The following is a 17,237-nucleotide window of genomic DNA, read 5'->3' on the forward strand; positions in this document are numbered from 1 at the left end:
ATCATGGCACCCGGCAGGCCAGTGCCGTCACTGGCCTCGCTGCGCCTCTTGCCAGCGCCATCCGTCGCGGCACATTTCCTGCACATCGCGCAGCGCGACCCAGCCCAGCAATTGTTGCGCCAGTCCGGCATCCGCCCACATCTCGTCCAGATCGCCCGGGCGCCGATCGCGAATGCGGTACGGTACGCGTTGTCCTGTGACCTGCTCGAACATGTGCACCATCTGGAGCACGCTGGTACCCCGGCCTGTGCCGAGGTTGATGGCGCGGAACCCCGTGTGTCCCGTCTTGGCCGCATACTCGAGCGCCCGTACATGACCTGCGGCCAGGTCGCACACATGCAGATAGTCGCGTACCCCGGTACCGTCCGGGGTGGCGTAGTCGTCGCCGAATACCTGAAGCTCAGCCAACTTGCCCACCGCTACCTGCGCGATGAAGGGGAACAGATTATTCGGGATACCGCGCGGGTCCTCGCCGATCAGGCCGCTGGGATGGGCACCGATGGGATTGAAATACCGCAGGCTGATGCCGGTGAAGTCAGGATCGGCCGCGCACAGATCCTGCATCACCTGCTCGACCATGGCCTTGGTCCACCCGTAGGGATTCATGGGGCGGACAGGATGAGACTCGTCGAAAGGCAGCCGCTCGGGCCGGCCATACACGGTAGCGGAGGAACTGAAGATGAAGCGTCGCACGCCGGCGCGCTGCATGGCCTGCAGCAGCGTCACCGTACCGCCCACATTGTTGTCGTAGTAATGCAGCGGCTTGGCGACCGATTCGCCCACCGCCTTGGCCGCGGCGAAATGCAGAACCGCCTCAACCGGCTTGCCGGCGGCCGCCTGCCTCACAAACAACTCGTCCAACCTGGCGCCGTCGCGCACATCGCCTTCGACATAGGGCACCGGCCGGCCGGTAATCTGCCCGACGCGTTCCAGCACGTCCGGCTTGCTGTTAGAGAAATCGTCCAGGACCAACGGGTCGAAACCCGCCGAGATCAGCTCGACCAGCGTATGGGAGCCGATAAATCCGGCACCGCCTGTCACGAGAATGGCTGAAGACATGGAAACGGATCCAGTTGAGGTCTAACGGCGGGACAGGACTCGCCCCAGCCAACGCCAAGGCTGGGTCATAGTCCAGGACGTGGAACTGCGCAATTGGGCAAGCTCCATCTCGAGGGTCTTGACTTCGGTGACACGAGCGGCTTCGAGTTGCTCCAGTCGGTCGCCAATGGCCTTCAGCTGCTGGGCCATCGCCTCCATCGCGTGGAGATTTGCCCGGTTGTCGGCCTGCAATTGCCGTATGGCCTGGGTGTTGTCATCGATGACATCGGCGAAACGGCGATCGGCGCCCTGCCGCTCGCTTTCGTTCGAAGGAAATCGGATGTCGGCCAGCTGCAGCCCGACGCTCTCGAGCCACTCCACGCGGGCATAGACCAGAATCACCTGGTGCCCGTGCCAATAGCTCGGCTCCATAGCACGGCAATCCCGTACGGCCGCGTGGGTCAATACCCAGCCGGGCACGGGCAAGTAAGGAATGTTCTCGGGGAGAAAACTGAAGAAGTGCTCTTCGATGCGATCCAGCTCCTGGTAGGGCAGCGCCAGAATCACACAGTTGCGGGCCCGCTCGAGCAGCCTTGGAAGAATTTCGTATGGCCTTGCGAAATGCTCCAGCGTATTCGACGAGAACACAATATCGAACATCTCGTCCACCGTCGTCGCAGTCAGCCAGTCCTGCGTCTCGAATCGGATTCCCGTGTACGTGTGGCGCGCCTTTTCAATGGCGCTGGCGGCGAAATCCACGCCAGTCACCTTTTCCGGACCGAAATAGCTGGCCAGGACATCGGTTCCGTCGCCCTGGGCGCAGCCCCAATCGCACAGCGTCCAGCCAGCCTGGCCAATCCGCTGAATCAGCCAGGGCGGGAGGTTGTCATAGGCCACGCGCGAAAAGAAACGCGACTGCTCTTTGCCGTGATTCGTTTCCCAATCGGCGTCAAAGCGACCGTTCCAGTATTCCTGGCTATTGACGTCAATGGGCATCATGCTTCTTTCCCTCAAGACACTTCTCTATTTGTGGCTGAAAAACGCCCATCATGGGTTCTTCCGCGATCACCGCGAAGTATTGAGCCCCCTCGATATATTCGAAATACGTCGTCGACCGCGGCTCGGCGCTCTCGATGGCAGCGACCAGCATATATCTTCCAGGAATCAGATAATTGACGAAAGAAAAGGCGAGCACGAACTCATCCGAACCATCGCTGGGCCTCAGTGCCGCATCCGCCCGAGTGGAATCGACCAGAAGGTCCATGCCTTTCTCGTTTTTTATGGAAAATGCAACGCTGATCGTATCGGGGTCCACGCCTTCGGGCGGGCGGAACGCAATCTTCACGGCGACGGGCTCGCCCCACGCAACCACGTCTTTCTTGCGGCCCTGCGGAGACATGATCGCGGCATACCGTATCAGGCCCATTTGGGCACCCCAGTGCGCCGCCGGCTTCGGGTCGAGCGTCAGGTCCGCGTCACTGACTACCGCCTGGTCGGCCGCCGTTCCGTTCTGCGGGTTCACTGACGCGCGCTTCTTCACGGTATCCTCCGGCATCTCATCGGCAGGCGCATCGGCGTAGAGGAACTCGGCATAGCGGGCAGTTACCGTGGACACGTCGCCCTGCATACGCAGCTTGCCGCGATCCAGCCATACCGCCCGTTGGCACAGGTTGCGCACCGATCCCACATCATGGCTGACAAAGAGCACAGCAGCCCCGTCCTGCTGGATTTCCTTGATGCGGCGCATGCATTTGAACTGGAAACGGGCATCGCCCACTGCAAGCGCCTCGTCGACGATCAACACCTCGGGTGTGGTGTTGATTGCCACGGCAAACGCCAGTCGTACATACATTCCGCTGGAGTAGGTACGGACAGGCTGATCGATGAAACTGCCAATGTCGGCGAACGCCGCGATGTCATCGAAGCGCGCCTGCGTCTCGGCGCGCGTCAACCCAAGGATCGCGGCATTCAAGTAGACATTCTCGCGACCGGTGAATTCAGGATTGAAACCGGCGCCGAGTTCCAACAGGGCGGCGATACGGCCCCGGGTCCACACGCTGCCGGTGCTAGGCGTCAACGTGCCGCAGATGATCTGCAGCAATGTGGACTTGCCCGAGCCGTTGCGACCGATTACGCCGATGGTCTCGCCTCGCGCGACCTGGAAGGACACGTCTTCGAGGGCATGGAATTGACGGTAATACTGGCGCCGGCCGAACGACATCATCTGCAGCAGCCGATCGCGCGGCTTGTCGTACAGATTGAATGTCTTGCCTAGTCTCTCGACATTGATGGCGAGGGCATCAGAGGACATCTGCGAACCCCCTCCGTGTTTTCTGGAACCAGGCGTACCCCAGCAGCGCCACGATGGCGGCCGCGACAGAGTACGCGCCCCAACCGAACCAATCGATGCCACGCCCCCAGAACAAAACCCCACGGCCCTGCTCCACCATCATGGTCAACGGGCTTAGGTGCAAGAACCACCGATACTGCTCGGGCAAGACGTCCGGGGAATAAAACACCGGCGACACGAACATGAGCACCGTGGTGAGGATGCCGATGAATTGCGTGACATCACGCAGATACACGCCCAGCGCGGCAAGGAACCAGCTCAGGCCGAGAATCATGAAAACCAGAGGCAGCACCACCACCGGGAAAAGCAACGCCGTGGAAAACGGCATCCCGTAGAACACCAGATAGAACGCGAGCCAGACGGCCAAGCTGATCAGCAGGTGGAACAGCGCGGAACCAACCGCCACGCAGGGCAGTATCTCCAGCGGAAAAACGACCTTCTTCACATAGTTGACGTTCGACAGTATCAGCGACGGCGCGCGGTTTATGCACTCGGCGAAGAAGTTGAAGACGATCAGGCCAGCGAAGAGCACCAGCGCGAATTCGGTGCGCGATTCGGTACCCCCTGGCCAACGCGCCTTGAAGACCACGCTGAACACAAACGTGTAGACCAGCAGCATGAAGATGGGGTTAAAGAACGACCACAGCAGGCCAAGCGCGGAACCGCGATAGCGGCCTACGACTTCACGTCGGACGAGGCTACTTATCAGTGCCCAATGGGCGATGATCGACTTGAGCAGCGACAGTGGCGTGGCTCGGTGCCGAGTGGACGGATTCGAGGTATGGATTCTGCTATGGCTCATTCTAGGATAGTCGGCGCCGGTATCGCATGGTATTTGGAGTCGGGGCCCGCCTTCCGCGCCGGGGCATCCGCCAAGCCGGGCGAGGGGCGCTTCCGAGAGGCAGGGCCTACGTCCGCAGGGCGCGAGGCCTCGGCATTATAGGCCGGCCGGCAAGGCGTCCCCGTCCCCCAAACGAACGACCGCATCTGAAAACTGGAACGCCGAAACATCATTGGCGACGCTTGGCCACCGCGTTGAAGACGTAATTCGCAAACAGCCAGACGCTGCGGGGCAATGGCAAGCCCAGATGCTGTCGATAGATGGCCCACTGCCATCGCAAGGCGCGCAGCTTATTGCCCGATACGGACCCCGCCGCCACGCGATACGCGGCCAGCGGGCCGTCCGCCGGCGTTGCGGCCGCCGACCCGGCCCGCCGCACCGCATCGAGCCAGAAAACATAGTCTTCGTGGCCAATGGCCGTGAACCGGAGGTCGGACAACGAATCGCGGCGATAGATGCCGGTGAGATTGCCGATGAAATTCGACCGCAGCATCGCCGGATAATCTATGCGCGCCGGCGCCCGGACGTGGCCGATGGTTGCGCCGTTTTCATCGATGCGGCGATAGTCGCCGTACGAGACCCATCCCTGCGTGCCATCGAGAAAGGCTACCTGAGCCCGCAGCTTGTCGGGCATCCAAAGGTCGTCACTGTCCAGGAATGCTACATAGCGGCCGCGCGCCATCTCCAAAGCCTTGTTGCGCGTTGCCGCGACGCCGACGTTGGTCGCATTGCGCGCCAGGCGGATACGCGCGTCGCGCGCCGCGTACGTATGCACCAAATCGGCAGTACCGTCGGTCGAAGCGTCGTCTATGACAATCAACTCCCACTCGCCAAAGGTCTGCGCCTGCACCGAATCGATCGCCGCCCCGATGTACGGCCGCGCATTGTGCGCCGGCATGACGACGGAGACGACGGGATCGCTATTCCGTCGCATCGGCCGCCTCTGCACGTAACATCCGGCGTATCCGCGCTACGTAGGCGCCTTGGTATTGCCGCTCGATATATGAAGCGTACTTCTCGTCCCATAGCGCGCGCGCGCGGGCGCCACGCTCTCGGATGTCCTCGGCCTTCAGCGCGTCGAGCCAGGCGGCAATGGCCGCTTCACCCTCTGGCAGCGCCCAACCTGTGCCCTCGATACTCACCCGCTCACCCGGAGGTGTTCCGAGCGTCGTGATCAAGGGCCGTCCCAACATCAGATGCTCATAGTATTTGTTGGGCGAGGCAAACGCGTGGTTGGGTACCGACCGATAGTAAAAGCCCACCAGAACGTCCATGTCCGCCATCAAAGCCAGACCAGACGCACTGGGCATCGGCCCGTGGAACGTCACGTTGACGGACCGGGCGGCTTCGGCAGAAATGAAGTCGGCCAATCCGCCGTAGCCAGCGATGTGAACTTGCACGTCGCTACGTCGCCGGCACACGTCCAGCAGATGTTCCAGTCCCCGGTGTTGAGGTTCCAGGACCCCGAAATAGCCTATTCTCCAGGGAGGCGTCGCAGCGGGCGGGCGGCGCTGCGACGCCTGCCCCTGCGGTACGTTTTCGAGCACCAACACGTTGCACAGATCCGGACGGAGGCCATGCTGGACGAGGCGCTCCTCGCTTGCGATCAGCGTCAGGGATGCTCGACGTGCAAGCCAGCGTTCGAGCGCATCGACCGCTCTGCCGATCGGCCCGCCGATGCCGCGCACAGCGGTGTACTTGTCGTACAGGTCGAACACAAAGCTGCGACGGAACACTGCACAAAACAGCCAGGCCGCAAGGGCAGTATCCAGGTCGACGGCGTGCACCACGCGAACCTGACTGCGCAAACGTACAAGCTGCCACAGCAAGTACAGATTCCAGCCAAGCAGGGCTGTCAAGTTCTTCCAGCCGCCGCCCAGCCGCGCCGGGCGCGGATAGTAGTGAAAGCCTGGCGCCGTCTCCGCCAGCCTGCCATCCTTGTTCCAGCCGATGAACGTGAACGGCAACCCTGCCTTGCGCAGCGCTTGGAAATACTTGCCCAGCCGCGCGTCGAAATCCGCGATGTACGAGCGGACGAAGACGATCATTTGTCTTTGGGGCGAAAGTGCCCTCGGCGGCCGTGCTTCTGGATGATCAGCCAGCGCGGCATGCGGAACAGCACCAGCCGGCGATAGAGAATGATGTACGTGGCCGAGAAGGCAAAGACGCAAATCATGAGCACGACCGGCATCTGCCAGAAAAGCACGGCCGGAATCACGCCCAACGAGGACAGCAGCCACAGATACGGCGAGGTCAGGGCATTGCGTTGCGTCAGGTGGCGAACCTCGCCCGAGCCCACGGCCCAGCGCACGACGCGCTTGTAGATCAGCATGTGCAGGTGCACACCGTCCGGCGCCCCCGGCGACACGCCGCGCAGCAGGCGCTTGCGATAGATCGAGAACAACGTCTCGAACACGGGATAGATGCAGAGCAGCAACGGGAACCACGCCGACACCTCGGGGTGGCGCGCCAGCAGCAGCACGGACATCTCGCCGATCATGAAACCCAGGAAATAGGCTCCGCCGTCGCCCAGGAAGATGTGGCCGTTCGGGTAGTTCCAGATCAGGAAGCCGACGACGCCGCCCAGCATGCCGAGCGCCAGGATCACCAGCATCCGGTCACCCAGGTAGAAACTGACGTAGGCGAAGCCGGCGAATATCATGGCCGACACGACCGCCGCCAGTCCGTTGTAGCCGTCGATGATGTTGATCGCGTTGGCGGCCCCGCTGACCGCCACCAGGGTGAACACGAGCGAAACCGCGCCGAACCCCAGCAGCCAGTCAAGGCCGACGATGTCCACGCGAGTGACCGCGGCGTCCAGGAAGTAGTAGGCCAACAGCGCGGACAGCATGGCCAGCAGCAGGCGGCTGATCACCCGCACGCGCTTGGTCAAGTCTTCGGCCAGCCCCCCCAGGAACGCCGGCATGGCAGCGCCCAGCAACAGCACCAGTTCGGGCAGCACCTGCGGTTCCCGCTGTGCTGCCACGATACAGGTAGCCGCCATGGCGACGACCAGCGAAATACCCCCGACCCGCGGCACCGGCTTGGCGTGATACTTCTGTACGCCCTCGAGATCGTGATCGGCGGTGAAAGGGCTGTGCCATGCCCGGTAGCGCAATACCAGCATGGTGAAAATCAGCGAAACCAGGAAGGCTACAAGTAGGTAGAACATAAAGGGAAATTCCGCCGGCGCGACGCGTCGTGTTCGGGCGGGATTGTAGTTGGATAAGCTGCAGCGTAGCGGCGGAAAATGGTTTTTGCGCGCGGTTGCATCCAGACAGCAATGCGGCCGGAACGGCTGCCGCCACGGGCTATACTGCGTCCCGCACAGAACGGCCCTGAATCCGCCGAACGGCAAAGCCGCCCTCCTCCTGCGCCCGATGACGCCAAGCTACCGAGTTTCCGCTCCGCCGACCCTGCTGGCCGCCCTGATGCCCGTGGCGATGCTGGTTACCGGGGGCACCAGCGGCCTCTTCTACACGCTGCTGCTGGCATGCCTGATCGTGGCGGTGCTGCGGCCGGCGGACACCTGGCGGCAACTGCGTCCCTATGGATGGCTGATCCTCGCATTGTGCCTGCCGCTGGCCGCGGCGGTCTTCAGCCAAGCCTTCACGCAGACCTGGCGCTCGTCGGAAATCGAGCGCGCTTTACGCATCTCGCTAGGGTTTCCGATTCTGCTGGCCGGCATGCTGGCGATCGATCGAAGAGTCCTGCGCCACCACATATGGGGCGTGCTGCTGGCCGGCGCCGGGGCGTTCGCGATCGTGCTGTACCTGTCCTGGCCCACGTTCGGGCGCCCCCTCACTCCCCAGTTCAATGCCGTCACCTATGGCAACCTGATGCTGCTGGCGGGCGTGCTGGCGCTGTACAGCCTCGAATGGCAGCTGACGCGCAGACCCGCGCTGGAGAAAGCCATCAAGCTGACGGTGGGCGCCGCGGCCTTTGCCGGCTTCATCCTGACGCAGACCCGTACGGGCTGGATGGCGGTTCCCGTCTTCGCGGCGATCGCGCTGGCCCTCAGCACCCGCGTGCACCACCCGCTGCGCGCGCTGGCCATCCTGGCCTCCATCGTCGTCGCGCTGGTTGCCCTGGGCGCCGCCAGCAGCGCGCTGCGCGAGCGGGTTGCCATGGGATTCCGCGAAGTGGAGCAATGCCAGTCGGTCGACCAGACCGCCGACACCTCGATGTGCATACGCCTGCAGCTATGGCGTTCGGCGTGGGCCATGTTCGAGGCGCAGCCGGCGACCGGCGTGGGCAACGGCGTACGGTTCACGCAAGAGCTGAAGCGGCGGGCCGACGAAGGCAAGGTCTCCGCGTATGTAGCCGAAGGTTTCGGCGAGGCCCACAACGACATGCTGATGGCCATGGCGCTGCACGGCATCCCGGGTGCGCTGGCCATGCTGGCCTTGTACCTGGCGCCTGCGTGGGTGTTCCTGCGTCGCATGCGGCGCGACCATCCCCAGGCCGCCCGCACGGCTGCGGCGATGGGCCTGGCCGTGTGCCTGGGCTTCGCGCTGTTCGGTCTGACCGAACTGATGTTCCGCGGCATGCGCTCGTTGGGCTTCTACGTGACCATGATGGCTGTTCTGCTGGCCCTGTCGCGGCCTGACGCGATACGAGACGATACGTTCGCGCCCAGCCGGAAGTAGCCAACCGGGCGTTTTAGCGCAAGAATGTCCTGAACGGCCCGCCGAGGTCGCTACCAGGAGACAGCCATGCGCATTGCAGATGCCCAATGGATTCCTTCCACGCCCCATCAGACCTGGGACGCGCTGCATGATCCTGCCGTACTGCAGCAATGCCTGCCCGGCTGCATCAAGGTCGAGCAGCGCACTCCCACCGAATATGGCCTGGTGATACGCACGAAGGTGGCCGGATTCGAGGCGGACTACGAAGGCGAAATCCTCCTGTCCGACGTCGACGAACCGCGCAGCTGTACGCTTGCGTTCGAGGGCAAGGGCCGCGCCGCGGGCCTGGCCATCGGCACCGCGCAGGTGTCGCTGACGCCCAAGGAAGAAGGTACGCGGCTCAGCTACACCGTGGCCGCGATGGCCGGCGGAAAGCTTGCCGAACTGGGCGAGGCCACCATCATGAAGGCCGGCGGCAAGATCGTCGACAAGTTCTTCGGCGCCTTCATCGAGCACATGGCCCGGCAGCCGCGCACCGCGGCGCCCCCTCCGCCGCCGCAGCCCGAGGAACGCGGACTGGCCAACTCGCCGTGGTCTTGGGCCGTGGCGCTGGCGGTGGTCACCATCATCGTGGGATATCACGCGCTGTATCGGTAGCCATCAGGGTAAACGACAGTGATATTCTTGGCGGCATGAACACGCCGCCAACAGGTCAGGTAAGCCCGCCCCCGCCAGACTCCCCTACCCAATCCCCTGGTGCGCGTCCGGCCCGATCGCGGCGCGAATTGCTGATGGCCATGATGGGCGTGGCGGCGACCGTGGTGGTCGCCGCTTTCGATTCCACCATCGTCAGTACCACCCTGCCCCGCGTGGCGGCCGCGTTGGACGGCATGGCGCTTTACGCCTGGGTGGGCACAGGGTACCTGCTGGCTACTGCCGTGTCCATCCTGATCTTCGGCCGGTTGGGCGACATGTACGGACGCAAGCCGCTGATGCTGGCATCCGTCTCCATGGTGGCACTGGGCTCCATCGCCTGCGGGCTGTCGCAGACCATGCCGCAGCTGATCGCGTTCCGCACCCTGCAGGGGGTGGCGGGGGGCATGATGATCGCCACCGCCTTCGCGGCCCCGGCCGACCTGTTTCCCGACGCCAAGCAGCGGGTGCGCTGGATGGCGCTGGTGTCCGCGGCGTTCGCCATGGCCAGCGGCATCGGGCCGGCGCTGGGTGGCATGGCGACGCAGGCGCTGGGATGGCGCGCCGCCTTCTTCATTTCCCCGGTGGCCAGCGTCGTCGCGCTGTTCCTGCTGGCCAGGTATTTCCCCGCCATCCGCCCGACGGGCGCCGGCGACGCGAAGCGGCGCATCGACTGGATCGGCAGCCTGCTGCTGGTCGTGACGGTGGGCGCGCCGCTGGCCGCGATGGAAGTGGCTTTCGCGCCCGGCGACGCGGCGCAGCCGCTGCTGGGCTTGTGCCTGGCGGCGGCCGGCATTGTCGCGGGCGCGCTGCTCGTCCCCTACGAACGCCGCGTCTCCACGCCCATCTTCCCGATGCGGGTGCTGGCGGGCCGCGAGCAGCGCCTGCTGAACCTGTCATCGGTGGCGGTCGGCGCGGTGATGTTCATCCTTATTTTCTACAGCCCCTTGCTGCTGCAGCATGAACTGGGCTATACGCCCAGCCAGGCCGGGCTGCTGCTGACGCCGCTGGTCGCGGCCATCTCGGTGGGCAGCCTGATCAACGGCCAGCTGTTCCCGCGCCAGTCCGAACCCCAGCGGCTGATGGTGTTCGGCAGCGGTCTGCTGGCGGTGGGATCGGCCATGGTGATGGCCATCGGTCCGGGCACGTCGACGCTGTGGATCCTGTCGGCCTTCTTCGTCAACGGCACGGCGCTGGGGTTCCTGCTGCCCAACCTGACGCTGTTCATGCAGATGCTGAGCGACCGGCGCGACGTGGGGGTGGCATCCGCGCTGGTGCAGACCACGCGGGCCGTGGGCAGCGCCGCGGGCACCGCCCTGGTGGGCATCGCCATTTCGCACGGCTCGGTGCTCAATGGCGTGCGGGCCGGCCTGGCGCTGTGCATCGCGCTGTCGGTGGGCAGCGCCGTGGTCGCGCATCAGGTGAAGATGAAGAACGCCACGACGGGACGCGCCTGAGCCATGACCCGACGCGACGGATTCGACCTGCTGACGCTGGCCGCGGTATGGGGCGGCTCCTTCCTGTTCATGCGTGTCGCGGTGCCGGAGTTCGGTCCGGCCGCGCTGATGGAATTGCGCGTGGGCCTGGCGGCGCTGTGCCTGCTGCCCATCGCAGCAATGCGAGGCAAGCTGCCGGCAGTGGCCCGGCGCTGGCCCGCGGTCCTTGCCGTGGGCATCTTCAACGCGGCCATCCCCTTCCTGCTGTACGCCTACGCGGCCCAGTCGCTGGGCGCCGGCTTCATGTCGGTGGCCAATGCCAGCACGCCCGTGTGGGGCGCCGTAGTCGGCTGGCTGTGGCTGAAAGACCGCCTGGCGCCGCGCCGCCAGGTGGGACTGGCCGTGGCCATGGCGGGCATCGTCGTCCTGGTGTGGGACAAGCTGGAGTTCCATGCCGGCGGCACCGGACCGGCCGTGCTGGCGGCGGTGTGCGCGCCGCTGTTCTATGGCGTGGCGGCCAACGCCACCAAGCGCTACCTGACCGGCGTGGACGCGCTGGGCAACGCCACGGGCAGCATGGTCGCCGCCGCGCTCGTGCTGATGCCGCTGGCCATCTGGCAATGGCCGGCGCAGCCCGTGTCGTTCGAGGCCTGGCGCGCCACCGTGCTGCTGGCGGTGGTGTGCACGGGAATGGCGTACATCATGTTCTTCCGGCTGATCGCCAGCGTGGGGCCGACGGGCGCCGTCAGCGTCACGTTCCTGGTGCCCGTGTTCGGCGTGCTGTGGGGCATGCTGTTCCTGGATGAAGACGTCACGCCGCGCATTCTGGCGGGAGCCGGCATCATCCTGGCCGGCACGGCCCTGGCGCTGGGCCTGACGGACGGGTTGCGCCGCCGGGCACGCTGACCCGCCTACGCCACGGGGATGTTCTCGCGGAAGATGACCTGCAGGCGCGGCAGATAGCTGGGCTCTGATTCTCCGCGCACCGCGGCCGCCAGCATGCGCACGATCTCGCGCGCCTCCACGCGAGGATTCTGGTCGATCACGGCATCCATGGTGCGATCCAGCAGCAGGCGCTGCGTGGCTTCCGTCAGGTCGTGTCCCACGTACACCACGCCGTGCTGGCGCCCCGCTTCCTGCAAGGCGCGGGCGATGCCCTGGTTGCCGGCGCCGATGTTGTAGATGCCCGCGGGCGGATCGTCGCGCATCAGTTCGCGCGTGACGGCATAGGCGCGCTCGCGGTCGTCGCCGATCTCGAGGATGTGGGCGATGCGCAGATGCGGAAACTCTTCGCTGAGCAGCGAACGGAAGCCCATTTCGCGCTCTTCGTGGCCGCGATAGGCCAGTGAACCCACGAACACCGCGATGCGGTGCTCCGTCGCCGGCGGCAGGAAGCGGCCCAGCAGCAGGCCGGCCAGCCGCCCGGCGGCGCGATTGTCGATTCCCACGTAGCCGATGCGCGCGGCGATGGGAATGTCGGACACCAGCGTAGCCACTTTCACGCCGCTGTCGCGCAGGGACACGATGGCATCGCGCACCTGCGGATGATCCAGTCCCACCAGCCCCACGGCATCGGTCTGGCCTCGCAGCTCGTGCAGGCGGGCGGCCAGCTTGGCGGCGCTGAATCCCTCTACCAGGTGCAAATGGGCCTGCGCGTGCGGCCTGGCCTGGCCCGCCTCCTCCAGCAGATGCCGGCCCAGCGACGCCATGAAGCTGTTGGTGCCGGCCGGCAGCACGAAATCCAGGCGCACGCCCTGCGGCGCCGCAGGAGCCGGCTCGCCGAAATAGCCCAGCCGCGTAGCGATCGCCAGGACGTGGTCACGGGTCTTGGGACGCACCCCTTCCCGTTCGTTCAATACGCGGTCCACGGTGGCGGTGGACACGCTTGCGGCTTCGGCGATGTCTTGAATGGTGGCGCGCATGGACTAATGCGGATGAGGGATATCAATCAAAGGACCTCATATTAGATCATTTTCGCGCAGAGCCCATCATAGTCGTGGAAACCTTAACGTAAACGTCGGGCCAGAGATACGGGTTTTCCACGAGAATGCATGCATGGCGCTTTACTGACGCGTCCGCTGATGCAAGAATCATCGCTAAACCAATCAATAAAAACATCAAAACAAATCATTTCTCGATCTCGGCATCAGCGGGACGCGAGATGAATATCGAAGGAGACAACATGCCGCATCCCGCAGAGCCCGCAGCCGGCCGCGAACTTGCCCCCGACGTCGTCGTGCGCGAACGACGCTTCCGTATCGGCTGCATCGGCGCCGGCATGATCATGGCCGAATGCCACCTTGCCGCCTACCGAGAGGCCGGTTTCCCGGTGGTGGCCATCGCTTCGCGCACCGCGTCGCACGCCCGCGACGTGGCCAGGCGCTGGGAGATCGCCACCGTGCACGACACGCCGGCCGCGTTGATCGCCGATCCGCAGGTCGAGGTCGTCGACATCGCCTTTCCGCCAGACCAGCAACCCGAACTGATCCGCGCGGCATTGCGGGCGCCGCATGTGCGCGCAGTGCTGGCGCAGAAGCCGCTGGCCTTGTCGCTGGACGAGGCGCGCGCCCTGCGCGACGAGGCGCGGGCGGCCGGCAAAGTGCTGTCGGTCAACCAGAACATGCGCTACGACCAGTCGATGCGCGTGCTGTCGCAGCTCTTGCAGCGCGGCGACCTGGGCACGCCGGTGTTCGCGCAGATCGACATGCACGCCATCCCTCACTGGCAGGGCTTCCTGCGCGACTACGACCGGTTGACCCTGTCCAACATGAGCGTGCATCACCTGGACGTGCTGCGCTTCCTGTTCGGCGAGCCCGTCGAGGTCACTTCCGTGACGCGTCCCGACCCGCGCACCGAATTCACGCATCGCGACGGCCTGGTCGCCACCACGCTGCGATTCGAGTCGGGCCTGCTGGCGCTTTCGCTCGAGGACGTATGGGCGGGTCCGCGCGGCGAAGGGTACGACGACGACCAGCACATCCACTGGCGCGTCGAAGGAACCGAAGGGGTGGCCAAGGGGACCATCGGATGGCCCACCGGCGCGCCGTCCACGCTCAGCTATGCCTCGCGCCGCGCCACGGGCGGCAAGTGGGTCACGCCCACGTGGGACACGATGTGGTTTCCGCACGCCTTCATCGGCGTGATGGAGCAGTTGCAGTACGCGCTGGCCACGCAGTCCGAGCCGGCCCTGGCCGTGGCCGACAACGTCCGGACCATGGCGCTGGTGGAGGCGGCCTACCGCTCGATCGAGGAACGCCGCACCGTGCGGCTCGACGAGATCCTGAAGAACGACTGAGACAAACGACAAAGGAGGAAGACACCATGATGCAGACCGGCATTTTCTCTGGATATTTCCCGTATGCGCTCGAAGAAAGCGCACGCAGGATCCGCGCCCTGGGTTTCAACACCGTGCAGCTCGACCTGCACTTCAAGGACATGGACCTGACCAGGCTGACGCGCGACAAGTGCACGCAGATCCGCGACACGTTCCGCGACCACGACCTGCCCGTGTCCTGCATCTCGGGGTACACGAACATCGTGCATCCCGATCCGGGCGAGCGCGAGCGCCGCAATGGCGCGCTCAAGCAGATCCTGACCCATGCGCAGTACCTGGGCTCGCCTTACGTCATCTCCGAAACGGGCACCTTCGACACGGAAAGCGACTGGGTGCACCACCCGCGCAACAAGACCGAGGAAGGCTGGGAGCAGTGCCGCGCCGTGATCCAGGACCTGGCGCGCCACGCGTACGACCACGGCGCGGTGTTCCTGCTGGAAACCTACGTGAACAACGTCGTCGGCTCGGTGGAAGAGACGCTGCGCATGTTCGCCGAAGTGGACCACCCCGGCCTGGGCCTGCTGATGGATCCCACCAACTACTTCGAGTCGCACAACATCGACGCGATGGACCAGACGCTGAACCGGGTGTTCGACGCGCTTTCCGACAAGATCCGCATCGCGCATGCCAAGGACGTGAAGCGCTCGGGCAGCGACAAGTCCGAGAAGCACAGCGACATCGGCGATGCCGACGCGGCCGAGAGCCACACGTTCCGCGGCGTGGGCGAGATCGAGCTGCCGGCTCCCGGGCTGGGATCGCTCAACTACGACCTGTATCTGACGCGGCTGGCGCAGAAGCATCCCAACATCCCCATCATCATCGAGCACCTGTCGGAAGACGACGTGCCGCGCGCCAAGAAATTCCTGGACGGCAAGCTGCGCGCCAACGGCGTCTGAAGCGTCCCCACCACATGCCAGCAATGGAGCACACATGGCAGATCTCTACGCAACCTGGATGACCCGCCGGCAGGTCGAGGAACGGGCAGGCCAGCTTGCGCAGTTCGCGGGCGTCAGGCTGATGACCCTGGAGGACGGGCTGGAACGCGGCATACGCATGCTGGAATTCCGCAGCGGCACGGGCCTGCGCTTCACCGTGCTGGTGGACCGGGCGATGGACATCGCGGACTGCGACTACCGCGGCTACGCCATCGGCTGGCATTCGCCGTCGGGCTTCCGGCATCCGGGGCTGCACGACTACGAAGGCGAAGGCGGGCTGGGCTGGATGCGCTCGTTCTCGGGGCTGATGATCACGTGCGGCCTGGACCACATCCTGTTCATGTACGACGCGCCGGCGGACAACTACGTGTACGGCCCGCGCAAGACCGTCCAGCACTCGATCCATGGCCGCGCCGGCACCATACCCGCGCGGCTTGCCGGATACGGAGAACGCTGGGACGGCGACCGCTGCTACCTGTGGGCCGAAGGCGTGGTGTCGCAGGGCACGGTGTTCGGCGAACACCTCGAACTGCACCGCCGCATCGAGATCGAAGTCGGCACCAACGACATCCAGCTGTCCGACCGGGTGGTCAATCGCGGCTTCTATCGCACGCCGCACATGCTGTGCTACCACATCAACGTGGGACATCCCGTACTGGACGAGGGGTCGCGCTACTTGGCGCCGATCCGCGACGTGGTCTGGGCGGCACACGCCGACACCTACCGCGCGCAGGGCGTGGGCTATCGCCGCATGCCCGCGCCGCGGCTGGGTTTCCACGAGCAGGTATGGCAGCACGAGATGGGCGCCGATGCGTCCGGCGAGGTGCCGGTTGCGCTGGTGAACGACCGGCTGGGCATCGGCGTGGAAGTCACCACGCGTAAAGAGCAGTTTCCCTGCCAGTATCAATGGCAGAACCTGCAGGCCGGGCAGTACGCGCTGGGGCTCGAGCCATCGACCAACCACGTGCTGGGCCACGGCGCGGCGCGCGAACGCGGCGAACTGATCTGGCTCGAGCATGGCGATGAGCGGCGCTACGACACGCGGCTGCGCGTGCTGGGCGACGCCGCCGCCATCGCCACCAGCGAGGCGCGCATACGCGCCATCGCGCGGCAGCCCGACGAGGATTATCCGCAACCCTCGGGCCGCTTCGTGACGCTGGAGGGCCGCTGATGAGTCCGCTGGAACGCGACCGCAACGCGCACGGCGGCACGTCCGCCGAGGGCGCCCGCTTTTCCATCGCCGGCCGGCGCGTGCTGTACACGGGCGCCGCCGGCGGCTTCGGCGTGGACACCACGGTGGCCATGCTGCAGGCCGGGGCACGCGTGATCGCGCTGGACTGCAACGCTGGGCACATCGAGCGCCTGCGCGCCGCCGTCGCGCCCGAACTGGCGCCGCGCCTGGAGATCGTGCACGCCGATCTGGCCGATGCGCAGGAACTGCAGCGACAACTGGACAGGCTGACGGCTTCCGCCCCGATCGACGTGGTCATCAACAACGCCGCCATCTATCCGTCGCGCCCCTTCGAGGAATACAGCGACGACGAGCAGGCTCGCGTGCACCGCATCAACGTGGGCGCGGCCGTGCAGATCGTGCGCGCCGCCCTGCCGGGCATGCGGGAACAACGCTGGGGCCGCGTCATCAACATCACATCCATCACACTGTCCGGCGGCTGGGAAAACCTGCAGCCCTACGTGCAGTCCAAGGGCGCCATGCTGGGCAATACGCGCGCCTTCGCGCGCGAGTTCGGCAAGTGGGGCATCACCGTGAATGCGATCTCGCCGGGGGCCTTTCCCACCGACGCCGAGAAGATCCATCCCGATCCCGAGGGCTACCAGCGGATGGTGCTGGAGCGGCAGGCCGTCAAGCGGCGCGGCCATCCCGGCGACATCGCGTCGGCCATCCTCTTTCTCGCTTCGGATGAAGCGGGCTTCATCACCGGCCAGACCCTCGAAGTCGACGGCGGCTGGATCATGCATTGATT

The 17,237-nt window shown here is 65.2% G+C and carries 16 protein-coding genes; 8 read left to right on the forward strand and 8 right to left on the reverse strand.

The annotated features are described in order from the left end of the window. Positions 1–27: 27 nt before the first annotated feature. The 7 genes from galE to CAL15_RS23035 form a co-directional block, all read right to left on the reverse strand. Complete coding sequence (gene galE, locus CAL15_RS23005; protein ID WP_086080627.1) at positions 28–1,059, reverse strand: UDP-glucose 4-epimerase GalE; 1,032 nt, start codon at positions 1,057–1,059, stop codon at positions 28–30. Positions 1,060–1,080: 21 nt separating this feature from the next. After that, on the reverse strand, positions 1,081–2,037 hold the full coding sequence (locus CAL15_RS23010) for a class I SAM-dependent methyltransferase (RefSeq protein WP_086080628.1): 957 nt from the start codon (positions 2,035–2,037) through the stop codon (positions 1,081–1,083). Next, on the reverse strand, positions 2,024–3,349 hold the full coding sequence (locus tag CAL15_RS23015; protein WP_086080629.1) for an ABC transporter ATP-binding protein: 1,326 nt from the start codon (positions 3,347–3,349) through the stop codon (positions 2,024–2,026). The genes CAL15_RS23010 and CAL15_RS23015 overlap by 14 nt, the downstream gene beginning before the upstream one ends. Then, on the reverse strand, positions 3,339–4,190 hold the full coding sequence (locus CAL15_RS23020; protein WP_086080630.1) for an ABC transporter permease: 852 nt from the start codon (positions 4,188–4,190) through the stop codon (positions 3,339–3,341). Before CAL15_RS23020 ends, CAL15_RS23015 begins: the two co-directional genes overlap by 11 nt. Before the next feature lie 208 nt (positions 4,191–4,398). Then, complete coding sequence (locus CAL15_RS23025; protein WP_086080631.1) at positions 4,399–5,163, reverse strand: glycosyltransferase family 2 protein; 765 nt, start codon at positions 5,161–5,163, stop codon at positions 4,399–4,401. After that, positions 5,150–6,277: a glycosyltransferase gene (locus CAL15_RS23030; RefSeq protein ID WP_086080632.1), complete on the reverse strand. Its 1,128-nt coding sequence runs from the start codon at positions 6,275–6,277 to the stop codon at positions 5,150–5,152. Before CAL15_RS23030 ends, CAL15_RS23025 begins: the two co-directional genes overlap by 14 nt. Beyond that, a complete protein-coding gene (locus CAL15_RS23035) occupies positions 6,274–7,401 on the reverse strand; it encodes an MraY family glycosyltransferase (RefSeq protein WP_086080633.1) in 1,128 nt (375 codons plus the stop codon). Before CAL15_RS23035 ends, CAL15_RS23030 begins: the two co-directional genes overlap by 4 nt. 208 nt (positions 7,402–7,609) lie before the next feature. Between CAL15_RS23035 and CAL15_RS23040 the strand changes: the two genes are divergently transcribed. From CAL15_RS23040 to CAL15_RS23055, 4 genes are all read left to right on the forward strand, one after another. Beyond that, complete coding sequence (locus CAL15_RS23040) at positions 7,610–8,878, forward strand: O-antigen ligase family protein (RefSeq protein ID WP_086080634.1); 1,269 nt, start codon at positions 7,610–7,612, stop codon at positions 8,876–8,878. Positions 8,879–8,944: 66 nt separating this feature from the next. Continuing rightward, a complete protein-coding gene (locus CAL15_RS23045) occupies positions 8,945–9,514 on the forward strand; it encodes an SRPBCC family protein (RefSeq protein WP_086080635.1) in 570 nt (189 codons plus the stop codon). Between the two features lie 134 nt (positions 9,515–9,648). Further along, complete coding sequence (locus CAL15_RS23050) at positions 9,649–11,007, forward strand: MFS transporter (protein WP_086080636.1); 1,359 nt, start codon at positions 9,649–9,651, stop codon at positions 11,005–11,007. A 3-nt stretch (positions 11,008–11,010) separates the two neighbouring features. Continuing rightward, a complete protein-coding gene (locus CAL15_RS23055; protein ID WP_086080637.1) occupies positions 11,011–11,892 on the forward strand; it encodes a DMT family transporter in 882 nt (293 codons plus the stop codon). Positions 11,893–11,897: 5 nt separating this feature from the next. Here the strand turns inward: CAL15_RS23055 and CAL15_RS23060 are convergent, their stop codons facing one another. Further along, on the reverse strand, positions 11,898–12,908 hold the full coding sequence (locus tag CAL15_RS23060; RefSeq protein WP_086080638.1) for a LacI family DNA-binding transcriptional regulator: 1,011 nt from the start codon (positions 12,906–12,908) through the stop codon (positions 11,898–11,900). A gap of 260 nt (positions 12,909–13,168) precedes the next feature. Between CAL15_RS23060 and CAL15_RS23065 the strand changes: the two genes are divergently transcribed. The 4 genes from CAL15_RS23065 to CAL15_RS23080 are packed head-to-tail and all read left to right on the forward strand — an operon-like array spanning position 13,169 to position 17,235. Beyond that, a complete protein-coding gene (locus CAL15_RS23065; RefSeq protein WP_086081257.1) occupies positions 13,169–14,281 on the forward strand; it encodes a Gfo/Idh/MocA family protein in 1,113 nt (370 codons plus the stop codon). Between the two features lie 26 nt (positions 14,282–14,307). Then, positions 14,308–15,216 carry a sugar phosphate isomerase/epimerase family protein gene (locus tag CAL15_RS23070; protein WP_086080639.1) on the forward strand — a complete coding sequence of 303 codons (909 nt, stop codon included), beginning with the start codon at positions 14,308–14,310 and terminating at the stop codon, positions 15,214–15,216. Positions 15,217–15,250: 34 nt separating this feature from the next. Beyond that, positions 15,251–16,426, forward strand: a complete 1,176-nt coding sequence (locus CAL15_RS23075) for an aldose 1-epimerase family protein (protein WP_086080640.1) — start codon at positions 15,251–15,253, stop codon at positions 16,424–16,426. After that, positions 16,426–17,235, forward strand: coding sequence for an SDR family NAD(P)-dependent oxidoreductase (locus CAL15_RS23080; RefSeq protein ID WP_086080641.1), 810 nt, complete (start codon positions 16,426–16,428; stop codon positions 17,233–17,235). Before CAL15_RS23075 ends, CAL15_RS23080 begins: the two co-directional genes overlap by 1 nt. Positions 17,236–17,237 lie beyond the last annotated feature (2 nt).

Source organism: Bordetella genomosp. 13 (assembly GCF_002119665.1).
Lineage (GTDB): Bacteria > Pseudomonadota > Gammaproteobacteria > Burkholderiales > Burkholderiaceae_B > Bordetella.

What these genes read in the sequence shown, in the direction of transcription:
- CAL15_RS23050 (WP_086080636.1), top strand. Translation starts at nt 9,649, where the DNA reads ATGGCCATGATGGGCGTGGCGGCGACCGTGGTGGTCGCCGCTTTCGAT.
- CAL15_RS23010 (WP_086080628.1), bottom strand. Translation starts at nt 2,037, where the DNA reads ATGATGCCCATTGACGTCAATAGCCAGGAATACTGGAACGGTCGCTTT.
- CAL15_RS23030 (WP_086080632.1), bottom strand. Translation starts at nt 6,277, where the DNA reads ATGATCGTCTTCGTCCGCTCGTACATCGCGGATTTCGACGCGCGGCTG.
- CAL15_RS23035 (WP_086080633.1), bottom strand. Translation starts at nt 7,401, where the DNA reads ATGTTCTACCTACTTGTAGCCTTCCTGGTTTCGCTGATTTTCACCATG.
- CAL15_RS23060 (WP_086080638.1), bottom strand. Translation starts at nt 12,908, where the DNA reads ATGCGCGCCACCATTCAAGACATCGCCGAAGCCGCAAGCGTGTCCACC.
- CAL15_RS23025 (WP_086080631.1), bottom strand. Translation starts at nt 5,163, where the DNA reads ATGCGACGGAATAGCGATCCCGTCGTCTCCGTCGTCATGCCGGCGCAC.
- galE (WP_086080627.1), bottom strand. Translation starts at nt 1,059, where the DNA reads ATGTCTTCAGCCATTCTCGTGACAGGCGGTGCCGGATTTATCGGCTCC.
- CAL15_RS23045 (WP_086080635.1), top strand. Translation starts at nt 8,945, where the DNA reads ATGCGCATTGCAGATGCCCAATGGATTCCTTCCACGCCCCATCAGACC.
- CAL15_RS23075 (WP_086080640.1), top strand. Translation starts at nt 15,251, where the DNA reads ATGGCAGATCTCTACGCAACCTGGATGACCCGCCGGCAGGTCGAGGAA.
- CAL15_RS23070 (WP_086080639.1), top strand. Translation starts at nt 14,308, where the DNA reads ATGATGCAGACCGGCATTTTCTCTGGATATTTCCCGTATGCGCTCGAA.
- CAL15_RS23040 (WP_086080634.1), top strand. Translation starts at nt 7,610, where the DNA reads ATGACGCCAAGCTACCGAGTTTCCGCTCCGCCGACCCTGCTGGCCGCC.
- CAL15_RS23055 (WP_086080637.1), top strand. Translation starts at nt 11,011, where the DNA reads ATGACCCGACGCGACGGATTCGACCTGCTGACGCTGGCCGCGGTATGG.
- CAL15_RS23065 (WP_086081257.1), top strand. Translation starts at nt 13,169, where the DNA reads ATGCCGCATCCCGCAGAGCCCGCAGCCGGCCGCGAACTTGCCCCCGAC.
- CAL15_RS23020 (WP_086080630.1), bottom strand. Translation starts at nt 4,190, where the DNA reads ATGAGCCATAGCAGAATCCATACCTCGAATCCGTCCACTCGGCACCGA.
- CAL15_RS23080 (WP_086080641.1), top strand. Translation starts at nt 16,426, where the DNA reads ATGAGTCCGCTGGAACGCGACCGCAACGCGCACGGCGGCACGTCCGCC.
- CAL15_RS23015 (WP_086080629.1), bottom strand. Translation starts at nt 3,349, where the DNA reads ATGTCCTCTGATGCCCTCGCCATCAATGTCGAGAGACTAGGCAAGACA.